The sequence below is a fragment of the Mesorhizobium sp. M0040 genome (genome assembly GCF_040323505.1).
Classification (GTDB): Bacteria; Pseudomonadota; Alphaproteobacteria; order Rhizobiales; family Rhizobiaceae; genus Mesorhizobium.
The window spans coordinates 105,055-121,526 of record NZ_JAMYVA010000015.1 but is presented as its reverse complement, the minus strand read 5'-3'; the positions used below and the strand labels follow the sequence as shown (position 1 = coordinate 121,526).

Below are 16,472 nucleotides of genomic sequence, written 5' to 3'. Positions count from 1 at the left end.
ATCCAAAAAGCCTGCAACTTTTTGGGATCATGCTCGTCAAGCCACGCCAGCGATCGCCCTGGCGAATTCGCTTGCGGAAAAGGGTTCGAGGTCGTCGACCTGTTCGCCGACGCCGATGAAATAGACCGGCAATTTGTGCTTTGCCGCGATCGCCACCAGAATACCGCCGCGCGCCGTGCCGTCCAGCTTGGTCATCACCAGGCCGTTGACGCCGGCGACATTGCGGAAGATCTCGACCTGGTTGAGCGCATTCTGGCCGGTGGTGGCATCGACCGTCTGCAGCACGGTGTGCGGCGCTTCCGGATCGAGCTTGCCCAGCACCCGGACGATCTTTTCCAGTTCCGCCATTAGTTCGGTCTTGTTCTGCAGCCGCCCGGCGGTGTCGATGATCAGCACGTCGGAGCCGGCCTCCTTCGCGCGCTCGAATGCATCGTAGGCGAGGCCGGCGGCATCGGCGCCGAGCTTCGAGGCAATGACCGGCGAGTTGGTACGCTCGCCCCAGATCTTCAGCTGCTCGATCGCGGCTGCGCGAAAGGTGTCGCCGGCGGCGAGCATCACCGAGAGGCCGCCATCGGTGAGCTTTGCGGCGAGCTTGCCGATGGTCGTGGTCTTCCCGGTGCCGTTGACGCCGACCACCAGGATGACATGCGGCTTGTGGCTGAGGTCGAGCTCCAACGGCATGGCGACGTGGGTCAGCACTTTCTCAACCTCGGCCGCCATGATGGCCCGGACTTCGGTGTCGGAGACGTCCTTGCCGTAGCGGCTGGCGGAGAGCGCGTCGGTAACGCGCAAAGCCGTCTCCATGCCGAGATCGGCGCGGATCAGCACATCCTCCAGGTCCTGCAGCGTGTCCTCGTCAAGTTTCCGCTTGGTGAAGACGCCGGCGATGTTGCCCGACAACTCCTTGGAAGAGCGGGCAAGCCCGTCTCGCATGCGCTGGAACCAGGAGCGCCTCGGCGCCGGTTCGGGCGCCTTCTGCGGCTCGGCTTTCTGCTCGACCTTCTTGGTTACGGTGACTTTGCCGGGGGCGGGCTTTGGCTCCGGCGATGGTTGCGGAACGGCTTCTGGCTCGGGCTTTACCTCCCCCTCGATGGGAGGGTGGGGCGCCGGCACGACCTCCGGTTCGGGCGCGATCTCGGTCAAGATCGGTTTCGTCTCGGCCGGCGCTGGCTGGCGGATCGGGGGCGGTATTTCGGCGGGAGGGACTTCGCGCGCTGGCGCTGCTGAGGGAGCCTCGGTGGGCACTACCGGCATTTCGACGGGTGCAGGTTCTGGCTGGGAGGGGACGATTTCTGGCTGCTGCGGCTCGGCCCGAATCTCCTCCGGTTCCTCAGCAGGCGTTTCCGGCTCGGGTGGAATGGTCGGCGGCGGCTCAGGCTTCTGCGATTCCGGCGCCGGTTGGGGTGCCGGAGGCAACTCTGGTTCGACTGGCGGTGGAGGTACGGCTTCGACTTCGGGTCGCGACTCGTCGCGTTTCAAAAACTCCGGGACGGCCTGCTCGGCGGCCGGTTTCAGCGCCTCCACTTCGTCCCATTTGATCGGCGGCAGCGGTGCGGTCTCGTCGGGCCGCTCCTCGACGACTTCCTTCTTGCCGAACGAAAATATCTTCTTGAAAAAACCAGCCATGCTTGCGCTCTCAGGCGGCGCGGGCGGCAAGCGGCGCGGCGATCAGTCGGATACCGTCATGGCCGGCGATATCAGCCTCGACGATGTCGCCCGGAGCGCCGGCAGAGACCGCGGCCAGCGTAAACCCTTCGGTGCGGCCAAGGCCGTCACGCTCGACCAGGATCGACTGATGCGTTCCAGCGAGCGAGGCAAGATGGCGGCGATAGGCGGCCTCGCCGGCGGCGCGCAGGCGTGCCGCGCGTTGCTTGACGACGTCGCGGCGGAGCTGCGGCATGCGCGCGGCGGGCGTGCCCTGGCGCGGCGAAAACGGGAAGACGTGGAGATGCGTCAGGCCGCATTCCTCGACGATCTCCAGCGAGTTTTCGAACATGGCGTCCGTCTCGGTCGGGAAGCCGGCGATGATGTCGGCGCCGAAAACAATGCCGGGGCGCAGTTTGCGCACATCCTCGCAAAAGCGGATCGACTGGTCGCGGCTGTGCCGGCGCTTCATCCGCTTCAGGATCATGTCGTCACCCGATTGCAGCGACAGATGCAGATGCGGCATCAGCCTCGGCTCGGTGGCGATGGCGTCCAGCAGATCGTCGTCGGCTTCGATCGAGTCGATGGAGGAAAGCCGCAGGCGTTTCACGTCTGGCACCTGCTTCAGGATGGTCTTGACCAATTTGCCGAGCTTCGGTGCGCCCGGCAGATCGGCGCCAAAACTGGTCATGTCGACGCCCGTGAGCACGATCTCGGCATAGCCATTGCCGACGAGTCGCTTGATCTGCTCGACCACGGCGCCCATCGGCACCGAGCGCGAATTGCCGCGACCGTAGGGAATGATGCAGAAGGTACAGCGGTGGTCGCAGCCGTTCTGCACCTGGACAAAAGCGCGCGCCCGGCCCTCGATGGCGTCGACCATGTGGGCGGCCGTCTCGCGCACCGAAAAGATATCGTTGACGCGCGCCTTCTCAGTGTCGTTGACGCCGAAATCCGGCAGCGCGCGATAGGAATGCGCCTTCAGCTTTTCCTCATTGCCGAGGACGAGATCGACCTCGTCCATGGCGACGAAATCCTGCGGGCCGGTCTGCGCGGCGCAGCCGGTAACGATGATGCGGGCAGCCGGGTTCTCACGGCGGGCTTTTCTGATCGACTGCTTGGCCTGGCGTACAGCCTCGCCGGTGACGGCGCAGGTGTTGAAGATGATGGCACCGCCTTCGAGCCCGCCGAGGCCCGCACTTTCGGCTTCACGCCGCATCACCTCGGATTCATAGGTGTTCAGCCGGCAGCCGAAGGTGACGACCTCGATACCCTTGTTGCCAAGAGGAGCCATCAGGCGGCGCTTTCGGTGTCGCGCGCCCACGCCCCGGTCGACGGATCGAAGCTGCCGGAAAATTCCCATTCGGCGGCACCGGTCAGGATGACGTGGTCGTCGTCGCGCCACAAAACATGCAGCGAGCCGCCGCCGGGCGTCATCAGCGTGACGCCGCGGCCGGTACGCCGGGTGCGGGACGCGGCGACCACAGCGGCGCAAGCAGCCGTGCCGCAGGCCTTGGTCAGGCCGGCGCCACGCTCCCAGGTGCGGATGGCCATGGTCTCCGGCGAGGTCACCTGCGCGATGGTGATGTTGGCGCGCTCGGGGAAGATCGGATGGTTTTCGAGCAGCGGGCCGAAGCGCTCGAGCTCGTACGACCAGACGTCGCGGTCGACCCAGAAGATGGCGTGCGGATTGCCCATCGAGACGACCGACGGCGAATGCAGCACCGGGGCATCGATCGGGCCGATCTGCAGCTCGATCATGCGGGTGTCGCGGAATTCCTCGGCCAGCGGGATGTCCTGCCAGCCAAAGCGCGGCCTGCCCATGTCGACCGAGATCAGCCCGTCGGCATGTTCTTCGGCATTGAGGATGCCGGCGACGGTCTCGAAGGCAAATGTCTTCTGGCCGGTCTCGGCGGCGAGCGCCTGGACGACACAGCGCATGCCGTTGCCGCAGGCCTGCGCCCTGGTGCCGTCGGAATTCAAGATGTCGATGAAAAAAGCGGTGCCCGGCGTACGGGCGTCGTGGATCGCCATGATCTGGTCGAACCTGGTCGCCGCATCTGCATTAAGCGCGACGGCTGCCGCAGGCGCCACGCGATCGGCACGGCCGCGCATATCGGCAACGATGATCTCGTTGCCGATGCCGTTCATCTTGGCGAAAGGGGCCGCGCTTGCCATCGATCGAAACATCTCTTGCCGGTTTGGCGCCTATATGGCGGATAGCGGCAGAAATTACCAGCGCGGCGTGATTTTCAGGTCACCGCGAATACGCCAAGCACGATCAGCAGGAAGATGATCAGCACGATGCCGATGAGGATGCGGGCGCCGGTGGCGGCGGCTCCGGCCAGAGCCGGCATGCCGAGCAGGCTCGCCGCGGCCGCGACAATCAAAAGAATGATGATCCACCTGATCATGAGAGACACCTCGCAGCCGACAGGTTTGAACACGTACAAACGCTTCAGCGAGGCCTTGGGTTCCGCCGGCGGTGGCTGGGGCGGGTCGGAGAACCCGGCTGGGATATGCAGCTACGGATGCAATGTGTCATAGTATTGAATAATCCAAACGACGTGTTAGCTGGCACATGAGCTGCGGCCGGCGGATAGGAAAGTCGGGACTTGCATATTTGAGTCTCGACGGCTTGGTAAATTTTCCAATGACCGAGCGTTGGGACACAATCATTATTGGTGGCGGCCAGGCGGGGCTCACCATGAGCTACTATCTTCAACAACATGAACGTGAGCATGTTGTGTTGGAACGCGCTCGTATTGCCGAACGCTGGCGGACGGAGCGTTGGGATTCGCTCCGATTTCAATTCATCAACCAGGCAATAGAGCTTCCTGGGCTTTCTTATCAGGGCCCCGAACCGGAGGGGTTCGCCCATCACACCGCTGTCACGCGATTCATCGAGCACTATGCGGCCAAAATTGCAGCTCCGGTTCGCCAGGGTGTCGAGGTCACGAGGCTCCGGCACAGGGATACCGGCGATTATGCATTGGAGACAAACACCGGCAGCATGAGAGCCCGCAATGTCGTAGTGGCGACGGGCCCGTTCCAGCGTTCGATGGTACCGGCGGCCGCCAGGGATTTGCCTCGATCCGTTTACCAGGTTCACGCTTCGAACTACCGCAGCCCCGACGAACTTCCCCCCGGAGCGGTGCTGGTGGTGGGCAGCGGCGCATCTGGAAGCCAGATAGCCGATGAGCTCCAGCAATCCGGGCGCAATGTCTATCTTTCGGTCAGCCCCCATCGTCGGGTGCCTCGGCGCTATCGCGGCAAGGATGTTTTGTGGTGGTTCGACAAAATGGGACGTTTCGAGATCACCATCGACAGTTTCCCGGAGCAGCGGTATCCCCCCTCGACGGTCGTAACCGGTGTCAATGGCGGTTACGATATGAACGTCCGCCGTTTTGCCCGCGATAGCGGAACGGTGCTGGGACGTGTGCTCGGATGCGCCGATGGAAAACTGTTGGTGGCCGGGGATGCCTCGCAGATATTGGCTGAAGCCGATAGGTCCTATGACGATTTTGTCTCCGCTGCAGAGGCGTTGGCAGAGAAACCTGAAGTCGCGGACCACATCAGCGATGGCAATGAACGCTCAGCAACGCCAATCCTGGCGGAAGTCGGCGGCGCCCGGTCAGTGGATATCTCCGGCGAGAACGTCAGCTCGGTTATCTGGGGGACGGGATACCTCTTCGACTACAACTGGATAGATTTGCCAATTTTCGGTTCGCGCGGTGCACCCGTTCAACAGCGTGGCGTGACGGCTTTTCCTGGCCTGTATTTTCTTGGCCTCCATTGGATGCATACCTTTGGCTCCGGCCTTCTCTCATATGTAGGCCGCGACGCCGCCCACATAGCCAGGTGTATGGAAGCCTTGGGGTCGCCTGCGCCGTCAGGCCGGTCGCCGCGCTAGACCGCCGGCACGTCCCAGACTTCGCCCGGCCGCAAGGCGCGAAAACGTTGCCGCGGCAGGCCGGCAGCATCGAGCGCTTCGCCGAGCTTTCTGGGCGGCTCGTCGATCGGCTCGTTGGTGAGCCGGAACGTGCCCCAGTGACAGCCGGCGGCATAGGCGGCGTTGCACAAAAGCATGCCTTGCACCGCCTCCTCCGGATCCTGGTGATGTGGCGCCATGAACCAGCGCGGCTCGTAGGCGCCGATCGGCAGGATGGCGAGGCGGAACCCCCCGTGCTTTTGCGCCATCAGCCGGTAATTGATGCCACCGTGGAAGCCGGTATCGCCGGCGAAATAGATCTTTGCGTCGGGTGTCTCGACGACCAAACCCGCCCACAGCGCCATGCGCCGGTCGCGAGTACCGCGGGCCGACCAGTGGTGCACCGGCTCGACATAGACGGCGACGCCATCGCCGATATCGACCCGTTCGCCCCAGTCATGCGCGGAAAGCCGCATACGGGGCACGGCAGCGCCGATGATCGTGTCGTTGCCGAGCGGCGTCAGCAGCAGCGGGTCATGTCTTGTCTTCAGGCGCTTCAGCGTGGCGAGGTCGAGATGGTCGTAATGGTTGTGGCTGACCAGCACGAGGTCGATCGGCGGCAAGTGCGAAAAGGCGATGCCCGGCGGATTGACGCGTTTCGGACCGGCGAAGGAGAGCGGCGAGACACGCCGCGACCAGACCGGGTCGGTCAGGATGTTCAGGCCGGCTGTCTGGACGAGCAGCGAGGAATGACCGACCATGGTGAGGCGCAGCGCAGAACCATCGATGCGCTCGACCGGTCTTGCCGGTGGAAACGGGCTCGGATCCGCCGCCGGCCATTTCGAGCGCTCGCGGCTCAATTGCCATTTCAACAGATCGGCAAAGCGACCCGGCGGCCGTCCGTTGGGATTGAAGAACAAGGTGCCGTCGAAATGATCGCTGGGCGGCCCGCTGTAATAGCGGTTGGCGGCTCTCTTTCTCGCGGCCAAGAAATCGGCTCCCTGCAGTTTGCTGATCCCAAGAGATAATGCCGGCGCCGGCCCGCACAAGCATTTGAGGTGAACGCCAAGGATTTGGCGCCAGCGCGCCGTATCGCATCAACCGGAAGTGCCGGCCAAACGGCCAGGCGTAGCGCAATTCAGGCAATGTGCATTTTGCGACAAATTTGCAACATTAGCGGCGCAAACCGTATTTTAACCATATCGGGTTGAAATTTCGCCACCTTCTCCATCTTGGTGAGGGGGACATTGCGCGGACGGCATCCCCAGCCCGATCCGACGGAGGTTGAAGAATGAAATTTTCGAAAACCGGCCTGCTGGCCGTATCGTTGGCCGTGCTCGTTGCGAGCGGCTGTTCAACCTCACGGTTCTCATCGATGGACGAGCAGCAGCCGGCGCCGCTGGAAGCTGCGCCGGCCGGCAAGGTGACTGCAAACCAGCTGCCGCCACCGGCGACACCCGGCCCGGCCGACCCGTCGAAATTTCCGACCGCGCCGCAGAACACGCAGGTCGCCTCGCTGCCGCCCGACGGGACGGCGCCGGCCGGTGCGGCCGATCTGACCGCCTCCAGCGTCGCCGGTGTTTGGAAGGCAAGCGTGTCCGGCCAGAGCTGTCAGGTGGCGACGCCGCAGACCAAATTCGGTTCGGGCTACCGCGCCGGACCGCTGCATTGCCCGGCGCCGCTCGATGGCATCAAATCGTGGAACGTCGCCGGCAAACAGCTGACGCTCTTTGACGAGAATGGCGGCACGCTGGCACGGCTCTATTCTTCGGGCGGCGAGAAATTCGACGGCCAGACTTCCAACGGCCTGCCGATCTCGCTTACAAGGTAAGAGAACGGCCCCCCATTGTTACGCAATTCCGGACAGAAAACCGCTACACACTTTTCTTGGAATTGCTCCGGAACGACGTGACCAATGCATCTGCGTGACGGCCTCCAGACCCATGCGACCGTCAAGCAGCGCTATGACCATCTGGTCGAGACCGGCGCCATCGGGCGCGATCCGGCGCAGGAGCGGATCGCCGCTGCGCTCGACCGGCTGATCGAAGAGATATCGGCAAAGCGGCTGGCGCAGAAATCAAGCGCGCTGGGGTGGTTGTTCGCCCGCAAGCGCGAGGTGCACGAGGCGGTCAAGGGCCTTTACATCCATGGCGGCGTCGGCCGCGGCAAGACCATGCTGATGGACATGTTTTTCGAGCTGCTGCCGGTGCGGCGCAAGCGCCGGGTGCATTTCAACGACTTCATGGCCGACGTGCAGGACCGCATCCAGAAGCACCGGCAGGCTCGCAAGAACGGCACGGCCAAGGAGGACGACCCGATCCCGCCGGTGGCGCGCGCGCTGGCCGAGGAAGCCTGGGTGCTATGCTTCGACGAGTTCTCCGTCACCGACATCGCCGATGCGATGATCCTGTCAAGGTTGTTCTCGGCGTTGTTTGCCAATGGCGTGGTGCTGGTTGCCACTTCCAATGTCGCGCCGCAGGATCTCTACCGCGACGGGCTGAACCGTCAGTTGTTTTTGCCGTTTGTCGCTATCCTGGAGCGCTACGCGCAGGTGCTGGCGCTTGACGCCGACAAGGATTACCGCCTCGACAAGCTCAGCCGCATGCCGGTCTACGTCACCCCGGCCGATGCCGTCGCCGACCATGCGCTCGACGACGCGTGGGCGGTGATGACGCATGGCAGGCCGACGGCCGAGACGATGCTGACGGTGAAGGGCCGGCACGTCGTAGTGCCGCGTGCTGCCGGCGAGGCGGCGCGGTTTTCCTTCGCCGATCTCTGCGAGAGGCCGCTCGGCGCCCGCGACTATCTTGCCATTGCCAGCCGTTTCTCGACCATCTTCATCGACCATGTGCCGGTGCTCGGCGAAGGCAAGCGCAACGAAGCCAAGCGCTTCATCCTGCTGGTCGATACGCTCTACGATCATCATGTGCGGCTGGTGATGAGCGCCGCGGCACCGCCGGCGCAGCTCTATACGGCCAAGCGCGGCAACGAAGTCTTCGAGTTCGAGCGCACCGCATCGCGGCTGATCGAGATGCAGAGCCACGACTGGCTGGAGGACTGGGCGGAGAGGCAGAGGGCGCAGGGATCATCGACGGAGGCACGGCAGGCACAGGCGTGAGGGATAGTACCGAAGGGGGCGCTGCCGCCGGCGCCTATAATCGATAAACATACATGACGAACCCCTCCGCCGGCCCATGCGGCTCTTTTCGCGACTCGTAAAGTGCGCGAGCAGCAACATTGTCCGGCTCGGTGCCGACCCACGCCTCCTCACAGCCATGCTCGCGACCGAGTGCGAACATGGCGCCGAGCATCCTCGTCGCAATGCCCTGGCGTTGAAAGGCCGGCGCCACGCCGACCTCGTCTACGTAGAGTTCGCTCACCTTGTCCGGGTGGCGGTGGATGACGGCTGCGCATTGGCCAACGACGATGCCGTCGGCGAGGGCCACGACCATGAAATGACAGGGCTCCGCGAGATAGGCGGAGAGCCGATCCGGCCTGACCGGCTCGTCGAAGACTTCATCGGCAACCCGCATCACAAGGGCGTCATCGTCAGGAAACAGCCTTCTGATTTCCAGTGCCATTGTGTAGAATTCCTCTAGTCGGCTTCAGAATTTTGACGTTTACGTAATTCCCATTGTTTCTAACCGATTGAAATTACTCACTCCAAAATAATCGTTTGAATTTTTGTGCGGCCGGGGCTATTGCGTGCGGCGAATTTCGCGGTTCCGCAGCATTCCGGCCTCTTCCTCCGACGCCGTCATCAAATCGTCAAGGATTTGGGCGCCGTCATAGTCAAAGGGAAAATATCCTGACATGGCACGCAACAAGATAGCGCTCATCGGCTCGGGCATGATCGGCGGCACCCTCGCCCACATGGTCGGCCTCAAGGATCTCGGCGACGTCGTGCTGTTCGATATCGCCGAAGGCATCCCGCAAGGCAAGGGACTGGACATCGCGCAGTCGTCACCGGTCGATGGGTTCGACTCCAGGCTGACCGGCGTCAACGACTATGCCGGTATCGAGGGCGCCGACGTCTGCATCGTCACCGCCGGCGTGCCGCGCAAGCCCGGCATGAGCCGCGACGATCTTCTAGGCATCAATCTGAAGGTGATGGAGCAGGTCGGCGCCGGCCTCAAGAAATACGCGCCGAAAGCCTTCGTCATCTGCATCACCAATCCGCTCGACGCCATGGTCTGGGCGCTGCAGAAGTTTTCCGGCCTGCCCAAGAGCCATGTCGTCGGCATGGCCGGCGTGCTCGACAGTTCGCGCTTCCGTTATTTCCTTGCCGAGGAATTCAAGGTCTCGGTCGAGGACGTCACTGCCTTCGTGCTCGGCGGCCACGGCGATTCCATGGTGCCGATGATCCGCTATTCGACGGTTGCCGGCATCCCGCTGCCCGACCTCATCAAGATGGGCTGGACCTCGAAAGAGCGGCTCGACCAGATCGTGCAGCGCACCCGCGACGGCGGCGCCGAGATCGTCGGCCTGCTCAAGACCGGCTCTGCCTTTTATGCGCCGGCCGCCTCGGCCATCGCCATGGCCGAAGCCTATCTCAAGGACAAGAAGCGGGTGCTGCCCTGTGCGGCGTACCTCTCCGGCCAATATGGGGTCAAGAACACCTATGTCGGCGTTCCCGTGGTAATCGGCGCCGGCGGCGTCGAGCGGATCATCGAGATCGAGCTCGCGAAGAGCGAGCAGAAGATGTTCGACAATTCGGTCGCGGCGGTGCAGGGCCTGTGCGACGCCTGCGTCAAGATCGCTCCGCATCTCGCGGCCAAGTAAGCCGCTAACCAAGCCCGCCAAGCAAGCTGGAGACATAGCGCATGAACATCCATGAATATCAGGGCAAGGCGCTGCTGAAAGGTTTTGGCGCACCGGTGGCCGAGGGCGTGCCGGTGTTCAAGGCGAACGAGGCGGAAGCCGCCGCCAAGGCGTTGCCCGGCCCGCTCTATGTGGTCAAGAGCCAGATCCATGCCGGCGGTCGCGGCAAGGGCAAGTTCAAAGAGCTCGGCGCCGATGCCAAGGGCGGTGTCAGGCTGGCAAAGTCGGTGGCCGAGGTCGTCGCCAACGCCAAGGAGATGCTCGGCCATACGCTGGTCACCAAGCAGACCGGCCCGGCCGGCAAGCAGGTCAACCGGCTCTATATCGAGGACGGCGCCGACATCGAGCGCGAGCTCTATCTGTCGATCCTGGTCGACCGCTCGGTCGGGCGCGTCGCCTTCGTCGTCTCGACCGAGGGCGGCATGGACATCGAGGCGGTCGCCCACGACACGCCGGAAAAGATCATCACCGTAGCCATCGACCCGGAAAAGGGCGTTACGGCCGACGACGTGAAGAAGCTCAACGCGGCGCTGAAGCTCGACGGCGACGCCGCCAAGGATGGCGCCACGCTGTTCCCCATCCTCTACAAGGCCTTTGTCGAGAAGGACATGAGCCTGCTCGAGGTCAACCCTTTGATCGTCATGAGGAGCGGCCGGCTGCGCGTTCTCGACGCCAAAGTGTCGTTCGACAACAATGCGCTGTTTCGCCACCCGGACGTGCTCGAATTGCGCGACACCACCGAAGAGGACGAGAAGGAGATCGAGGCGTCGAAATACGACCTCGCCTATGTCGCGCTCGACGGCAATATCGGCTGCATGGTCAACGGCGCCGGCCTCGCCATGGCAACGATGGACATCATCAAGCTTTATGGCGCCGAGCCCGCCAACTTCCTCGATGTCGGCGGCGGCGCGTCGAAAGAGAAGGTGACGGCGGCGTTCAAGATCATCACCAAGGATCCGGCGGTCAAAGGCATCCTGATCAACATCTTCGGCGGCATCATGAAATGCGACATCATCGCCGAGGGCGTCATCGCCGCTGTCAAGGAGGTCGGCCTGCAAGTGCCGCTGGTTGTGCGGCTGGAAGGCACCAATGCCGAGCTCGGCAAGAAGATCATCAACGACAGCGGGCTAAACGTGGTGTCGGCCGATGATCTTGATGACGCAGCCAAGAAGATCGTCGCGGCGGTGAAGCACTGACAAACTAGGAGCGTTGCGTTGGGTAGCTTCCCCATCCACGGGGAAGAAGAGGTTGAGAGCTTGGACCGGCTGCCCGACCGCAGCCCCTATTCGGTCGAGGAAATCGAACAATACCTTTGGGAGTGCCACTATCATTGGAAGCTGGACGAAAAACCGATGCACTACAAAGTGCGGGGCGTAGTCGCTGAGAAGACCGATAATTATCGACGTTTCTGGCTTTATCAGGTGTCAGATGAGATTGGGCGCGAGTGGTACGTCGTCGTCGGAGCAGGAAAGAGCCCGTTCAAACCTACGATGAAAATGAGAGCCTGGATGTATGGCAAAGAGAATGATCTCGGACATGCACCTGACCGTTTCCTGCGGGACGAGATTGATGAACAGCACGCTGCAGATGCCCGATAACGGAAAAGGAATGAGCCTGTGCCTCCGTACAAGATAAATCTCGTCGAGGCGGCGGATCAGAAGATCAACAAGGTCTTCGATCCGCATATTGCCGGCGACGTCAACGATTCCCAAGTCAAGATCGCCAAATTCGGCGACGTCTTCGACTGGCACGCGCATGACAATGAAGACGAAGCATTCCTGGTGCTGCGCGGCCGCATCGCCATCGATTTCCGCGACGGCAAGGTTGAGCTTGGCAGCGGCGAGTTCATTGTCGTGCCGCGCGCCGTCGAGCACCGGCCGCGCTCGCTAAGCGAGGAGCCGGTGGTGCTGATGTTCGAGCCGGCAACGACGCTCAACACCGGCAATGCCAAAAGCGACCTTACCGTCGCCGAGCTGAAGCGGTTGTGACCATGAGCGCGCGGCCTTCCCCGATCAACGGTTTTTAAAAAGGACCATCATGTCCATTCTCGTCGACAAGAACACCAAGGTGCTGGTGCAGGGCCTGACCGGCAAGACCGGCACGTTCCACACCGAACAGGCGCTGGCCTATCACGGCACGAAAATGGTCGGCGGCATCCACCCCAAGAAAGGCGGCGAAACCTGGACCGGCGCCAAGGGCGAGGCACTGCCGATCTTCGCCACCGTAGCCGAAGGCAAGGCCAGGACCGGCGCCAATGCCTCCGTCGTCTACGTGCCGCCGGCAGGGGCCGCGGAAGCGATCCTGGAAGCGATCGAGGCCGAGATCCCGCTGATCGTCTGCATCACCGAGGGCATACCGGTGATGGACATGATCAAGGTCAAGGCGAGGCTCGACCGCTCGACGTCGCGGTTGATCGGGCCGAACTGCCCCGGCGTGCTGACCCCCAACGAATGCAAGATCGGCATCATGCCCGGCAACATCTTCCGCAAGGGCTCGGTCGGCGTTGTTTCCCGCTCGGGAACGCTTACCTATGAGGCGGTGTTCCAGACCACCAATGTCGGCCTCGGCCAGACCACCGCCGTCGGCATCGGCGGCGATCCGGTCAAAGGCACGGAGTTCATCGATGTGCTGGAGATGTTCCTCGCCGACGACGAGACCAAGTCGATCATCATGATCGGTGAGATCGGCGGTTCGGCCGAGGAAGATGCCGCGCAGTTCCTCAAGGACGAGGCAAAGCGCGGCCGCAGCAAGCCAATGGCCGGCTTCATCGCCGGGCGCACCGCGCCGGCGGGCCGCACCATGGGCCATGCGGGCGCGGTCATCTCCGGCGGCAAGGGCGGCGCCGAGGACAAGATCGCGGCGATGGAATCGGCCGGCATCAAGGTTTCGCCGTCGCCGGCCCGGCTCGGCACGACGCTGGTCGAGGCGATCAAGGGTTAGGGAATGGTGAATAGTGAATGGTGAATGGGTGAGGAACGGATGAGTGATGGGGCGAGCGAGGGACCTCCCCTTTTTCCCATTCACCAATCACTATTCACCATTCACTTCTGAAAAGGAGACGGGGCAGGCGCTCCGCGGAAAAAAATGGCAAGACAAGATCAGGCCAACGACCAGTTTTCGCTTACCTCTTTCCTCTATGGCGGCAATGCCGATTATATCGACGCGCTCTATGCCGCCTATGAGGACGATCCCGCTTCGGTCGATCCCGAATGGCAGGACTTCTTCGCGGCGCTGAAGGACGACGCCGGCGACGTGCGCAGGAACGCCAAGGGCGCCTCTTGGGCCAAGCCCTCCTGGCCGATCCAGGCCAATGGCGAGCTGGTCTCGGCGCTGGACGGCAATTGGGGCCTGGTCGAAAAGCACATCGAAAAGAAGGTCAAGGACAGGGCCGCCGGCAACGGCGCAGCGCTTTCCGACGCCGACGTGCATCAGGCGACGCGCGATTCCGTCCGCGCCATCATGATGATCCGCGCCTTCCGCATGCGCGGCCACCTGCACGCCAATCTCGATCCGCTTGGCATTGCCAAGCCGCTCGAGGATTATAACGAGCTGTCGCCGGAGAATTACGGCTTCACCGAAGCCGACTACGACCGGCCGATCTTCCTCGACAATGTGCTCGGGCTGGAATTCGGCACCATCCGGCAGATGCTCGACATCCTGACCCGGACCTATTGCTCGACGCTCGGCGTAGAATTCATGCATATTTCCGATCCCGAGGAGAAGGCCTGGATCCAGGCGCGCATCGAGGGCACCGACAAGGAGATCTCCTTCACCGCCGCCGGCAAGAAGGCGATCCTGCAGAAGCTGGTCGAGGCGGAAGGCTTCGAGCAATTCATCGACGTCAAGTACAAGGGCACCAAGCGCTTCGGCCTCGATGGCGGCGAGTCGCTGATCCCGGCGCTGGAGCAGATCATCAAGCGCGGCGGCCAGCTCGGCATGAAGGAGATCGTGCTCGGCATGGCGCATCGCGGCCGGCTGAACGTGCTGTCGCAGGTGATGGCCAAGCCGCACCGCGCCATTTTCCATGAGTTCAAGGGCGGCTCCGCAGCGCCCGACGAGGTCGAGGGCTCGGGCGACGTGAAGTACCATCTCGGCGCCTCGTCGGACCGCGAGTTCGACGGCAACAAGGTGCATCTGTCGCTGACCGCCAACCCGTCGCATCTGGAAATCGTCGATCCGGTGGTGATGGGCAAGGCGCGCGCCAAGCAGGACTATCTGTTCGGCCGCAGCCGCGAGGAGATCGTGCCGCTGGAAGAGCGCGCCAAGGTGCTGCCGCTGCTGTTGCATGGCGATGCGGCCTTTGCCGGCCAGGGCGTGATTGCCGAAATCCTCGGCCTGTCGGGCCTGCGCGGCCACCGCGTCGCCGGCACGCTGCATTTCATCATCAACAACCAGATCGGCTTCACCACCAACCCGCGCTTCTCGCGCTCGTCGCCTTATCCGTCCGACGTGGCCAAGATGATCGAAGCGCCGATCTTCCACGTCAATGGCGACGATCCGGAAGCCGTGGTCCATGCCACCAAGGTGGCGATCGAATTCCGCATGAAGTTCCACAAGCCTGTCGTGGTGGACATGTTCTGCTACCGCCGCTTCGGCCACAATGAGGGCGACGAGCCGGCCTTCACCCAGCCGATCATGTATCGCAAGATCCGCAACCAGAAGACGACCATGCAGATCTATGCCGACCGGCTGATCGCGGAAGGCCACATCACCCAGGCCGAGCTCGAAAAGGTGAAGGCCGATTGGCGGGCGCATCTCGAGCAGGAATTCGAGGTCGGCCAGCACTATAAGCCCAACAAGGCCGATTGGCTGGACGGCGCCTGGTCCGGCCTGCGCTCGGCCGACAACCAGGACGAACAGCGGCGCGGCAAGACTGCGGTGCCGGTCAAGACGCTGAAGGAGATCGGCAAGAAACTGACCGAGGTGCCGAAGGATTTCGAGGCGCACAGGACGATCATCCGCTTCCTCGACAACCGCCGCCAGGCGATCGAGTCGGGCGAAGGCATCGACTGGTCCACGGCCGAGGCGCTGGCCTTCGGCGCCATCCTGCTCGACGGCAATCCGATCCGGCTGTCCGGCCAGGATTCGGAGCGCGGCACCTTCTCGCAGCGCCATTCCGTACTCTACGACCAGCGCGACGAGACACGCTACATCCCGCTCAACAATCTGTCGGCGGCGCAGGCCGGTTTCGAGGTCATCAACTCGATGCTGTCGGAAGAGGCCGTGCTCGGCTTCGAATATGGCTACTCGCTGGCCGAGCCGAAGGCACTGACGCTGTGGGAAGCGCAGTTCGGCGACTTCGCCAACGGCGCCCAGGTGGTCTTCGACCAGTTCATCTCGTCGGGCGAGCGCAAATGGCTCAGAATGTCGGGCCTCGTCTGCCTGCTGCCGCATGGCTACGAAGGCCAGGGCCCCGAGCATTCGTCGGCCCGGCTCGAGCGCTTCCTTCAGCTTTGCGCCGAAGACAATATGCAGGTCGCCAACGTCACGACGCCGGCCAACTATTTCCACATACTGCGCCGGCAGTTGAAGCGGGACTTCCGCAAGCCGCTGATCCTGATGACGCCGAAGTCGCTGCTGCGCCATAAGCGGGCGGTATCGACGCTGCCGGAGATGTCGGGCGAAAGCGCCTTTCACCGGCTGTTGTGGGACGATGCCCAGCTGCTGTCGGGCCAGGCCATCAAGCTCACCAAGGATTCGAAGATCCGCCGTGTCGTGCTCTGTTCGGGCAAGGTCTATTACGACCTCTACGAGGAGCGCGAGAAGCGCGGCATCAACGACATCTATTTGCTGCGCGTCGAGCAGCTCTATCCGTTCCCGGCCAAGGCGCTGATCACCGAACTGTCGCGCTTCCGCAATGCCGAGATGGTGTGGTGCCAGGAGGAGCCCAAGAACATGGGCGCCTGGTCGTTCATCGATCCGTATCTCGAATGGGTGCTGGCGCATATCGACGCCAAGCATCAGCGGGTGCGCTATACCGACCGGCCGGCCGCCGCCTCGCCGGCGACCGGATTGATGTCGAAGCATCTCGCCCAGCTTGCCGCCTTGCTCGACGACGCGCTTGGTGAATAGAACA

At 63.0% G+C, this 16,472-nt stretch carries 15 protein-coding genes; 9 read left to right on the top strand and 6 right to left on the bottom strand.

Translation table 11 applies throughout. From position 1 onward, the window contains the following. Positions 1-36 precede the first annotated feature (36 nt). The 4 genes from ftsY to NKJ91_RS15905 form a co-directional block, all read right to left on the bottom strand. Positions 37-1,626 carry a signal recognition particle-docking protein FtsY gene (ftsY, locus tag NKJ91_RS15920; RefSeq protein ID WP_352456342.1) on the bottom strand — a complete coding sequence of 530 codons (1,590 nt, stop codon included), beginning with the start codon at positions 1,624-1,626 and terminating at the stop codon, positions 37-39. A gap of 10 nt (positions 1,627-1,636) precedes the next feature. Then, the gene (gene mtaB / locus NKJ91_RS15915; RefSeq protein WP_031212717.1) at positions 1,637-2,938 is read right to left on the bottom strand and encodes a tRNA (N(6)-L-threonylcarbamoyladenosine(37)-C(2))-methylthiotransferase MtaB; all 1,302 of its coding nucleotides are present in this window, start codon (positions 2,936-2,938) and stop codon (positions 1,637-1,639) included. After that, the gene (gene dapF, locus NKJ91_RS15910) at positions 2,938-3,822 is read right to left on the bottom strand and encodes a diaminopimelate epimerase (RefSeq protein WP_352456341.1); all 885 of its coding nucleotides are present in this window, start codon (positions 3,820-3,822) and stop codon (positions 2,938-2,940) included. Before dapF ends, mtaB begins: the two co-directional genes overlap by 1 nt. Before the next feature lie 74 nt (positions 3,823-3,896). Beyond that, positions 3,897-4,058 (bottom strand): DUF1328 domain-containing protein, encoded by a 162-nt coding sequence (locus tag NKJ91_RS15905; protein WP_352456340.1) that lies wholly within the window; start codon positions 4,056-4,058, stop codon positions 3,897-3,899. 239 nt (positions 4,059-4,297) lie between these two features. Between NKJ91_RS15905 and NKJ91_RS15900 the strand changes: the two genes are divergently transcribed. After that, complete coding sequence (locus tag NKJ91_RS15900; RefSeq protein WP_352456339.1) at positions 4,298-5,557, top strand: flavin-containing monooxygenase; 1,260 nt, start codon at positions 4,298-4,300, stop codon at positions 5,555-5,557. Here the strand turns inward: NKJ91_RS15900 and NKJ91_RS15895 are convergent. Then, positions 5,554-6,564, bottom strand: a complete 1,011-nt coding sequence (locus NKJ91_RS15895) for an MBL fold metallo-hydrolase (protein WP_352456338.1) — start codon at positions 6,562-6,564, stop codon at positions 5,554-5,556. The genes NKJ91_RS15900 and NKJ91_RS15895 overlap by 4 nt on opposite strands. A gap of 302 nt (positions 6,565-6,866) precedes the next feature. Between NKJ91_RS15895 and NKJ91_RS15890 the strand changes: the two genes are divergently transcribed. Further along, entirely contained in the window at positions 6,867-7,406 is a 540-nt protein-coding gene (locus tag NKJ91_RS15890; protein WP_023679800.1) for a protease inhibitor Inh/omp19 family protein, read from the top strand. 84 nt (positions 7,407-7,490) lie between these two features. Further along, a complete protein-coding gene (gene zapE / locus NKJ91_RS15885) occupies positions 7,491-8,693 on the top strand; it encodes a cell division protein ZapE (RefSeq protein WP_352456337.1) in 1,203 nt (400 codons plus the stop codon). Positions 8,694-8,727: 34 nt separating this feature from the next. Here zapE and NKJ91_RS15880 read toward each other — a convergent pair whose 3' ends face one another. Continuing rightward, the gene (locus NKJ91_RS15880; RefSeq protein ID WP_352456336.1) at positions 8,728-9,156 is read right to left on the bottom strand and encodes a GNAT family N-acetyltransferase; all 429 of its coding nucleotides are present in this window, start codon (positions 9,154-9,156) and stop codon (positions 8,728-8,730) included. Positions 9,157-9,388: 232 nt separating this feature from the next. Here NKJ91_RS15880 and mdh point away from each other — a divergent pair, with 232 nt between their 5' ends. The 6 genes from mdh (at position 9,389) to NKJ91_RS15850 (ending at position 16,468) form a co-directional block, all read left to right on the top strand. Continuing rightward, the gene (mdh, locus tag NKJ91_RS15875) at positions 9,389-10,357 is read left to right on the top strand and encodes a malate dehydrogenase (protein WP_352456335.1); all 969 of its coding nucleotides are present in this window, start codon (positions 9,389-9,391) and stop codon (positions 10,355-10,357) included. Between the two features lie 41 nt (positions 10,358-10,398). After that, positions 10,399-11,592: an ADP-forming succinate--CoA ligase subunit beta gene (gene sucC, locus NKJ91_RS15870; RefSeq protein WP_352456334.1), complete on the top strand. Its 1,194-nt coding sequence runs from the start codon at positions 10,399-10,401 to the stop codon at positions 11,590-11,592. A gap of 18 nt (positions 11,593-11,610) precedes the next feature. Next, complete coding sequence (locus NKJ91_RS15865) at positions 11,611-11,994, top strand: hypothetical protein (protein WP_352456333.1); 384 nt, start codon at positions 11,611-11,613, stop codon at positions 11,992-11,994. A gap of 18 nt (positions 11,995-12,012) precedes the next feature. Next, the gene (locus tag NKJ91_RS15860) at positions 12,013-12,384 is read left to right on the top strand and encodes a cupin domain-containing protein (protein ID WP_352456332.1); all 372 of its coding nucleotides are present in this window, start codon (positions 12,013-12,015) and stop codon (positions 12,382-12,384) included. A gap of 49 nt (positions 12,385-12,433) precedes the next feature. Beyond that, positions 12,434-13,336, top strand: coding sequence for a succinate--CoA ligase subunit alpha (sucD, locus tag NKJ91_RS15855; protein WP_352456331.1), 903 nt, complete (start codon positions 12,434-12,436; stop codon positions 13,334-13,336). A 144-nt stretch (positions 13,337-13,480) separates the two neighbouring features. Beyond that, positions 13,481-16,468: a 2-oxoglutarate dehydrogenase E1 component gene (locus NKJ91_RS15850; protein ID WP_352456330.1), complete on the top strand. Its 2,988-nt coding sequence runs from the start codon at positions 13,481-13,483 to the stop codon at positions 16,466-16,468. The last annotated feature ends 4 nt before the right edge of the window (positions 16,469-16,472 follow it).

Bases quoted from the DNA above. Each gene is read 5' to 3' on its own strand.
- ftsY (WP_352456342.1), bottom strand. From the start codon at position 1,626: ATGGCTGGTTTTTTCAAGAAGATATTTTCGTTCGGCAAGAAGGAAGTC.
- mtaB (WP_031212717.1), bottom strand. From the start codon at position 2,938: ATGGCTCCTCTTGGCAACAAGGGTATCGAGGTCGTCACCTTCGGCTGC.
- dapF (WP_352456341.1), bottom strand. From the start codon at position 3,822: ATGGCAAGCGCGGCCCCTTTCGCCAAGATGAACGGCATCGGCAACGAG.
- NKJ91_RS15905 (WP_352456340.1), bottom strand. From the start codon at position 4,058: ATGATCAGGTGGATCATCATTCTTTTGATTGTCGCGGCCGCGGCGAGC.
- NKJ91_RS15900 (WP_352456339.1), top strand. From the start codon at position 4,298: ATGACCGAGCGTTGGGACACAATCATTATTGGTGGCGGCCAGGCGGGG.
- NKJ91_RS15890 (WP_023679800.1), top strand. From the start codon at position 6,867: ATGAAATTTTCGAAAACCGGCCTGCTGGCCGTATCGTTGGCCGTGCTC.
- zapE (WP_352456337.1), top strand. From the start codon at position 7,491: ATGCATCTGCGTGACGGCCTCCAGACCCATGCGACCGTCAAGCAGCGC.
- NKJ91_RS15880 (WP_352456336.1), bottom strand. From the start codon at position 9,156: ATGGCACTGGAAATCAGAAGGCTGTTTCCTGACGATGACGCCCTTGTG.
- mdh (WP_352456335.1), top strand. From the start codon at position 9,389: ATGGCACGCAACAAGATAGCGCTCATCGGCTCGGGCATGATCGGCGGC.
- sucC (WP_352456334.1), top strand. From the start codon at position 10,399: ATGAACATCCATGAATATCAGGGCAAGGCGCTGCTGAAAGGTTTTGGC.
- sucD (WP_352456331.1), top strand. From the start codon at position 12,434: ATGTCCATTCTCGTCGACAAGAACACCAAGGTGCTGGTGCAGGGCCTG.
- NKJ91_RS15850 (WP_352456330.1), top strand. From the start codon at position 13,481: ATGGCAAGACAAGATCAGGCCAACGACCAGTTTTCGCTTACCTCTTTC.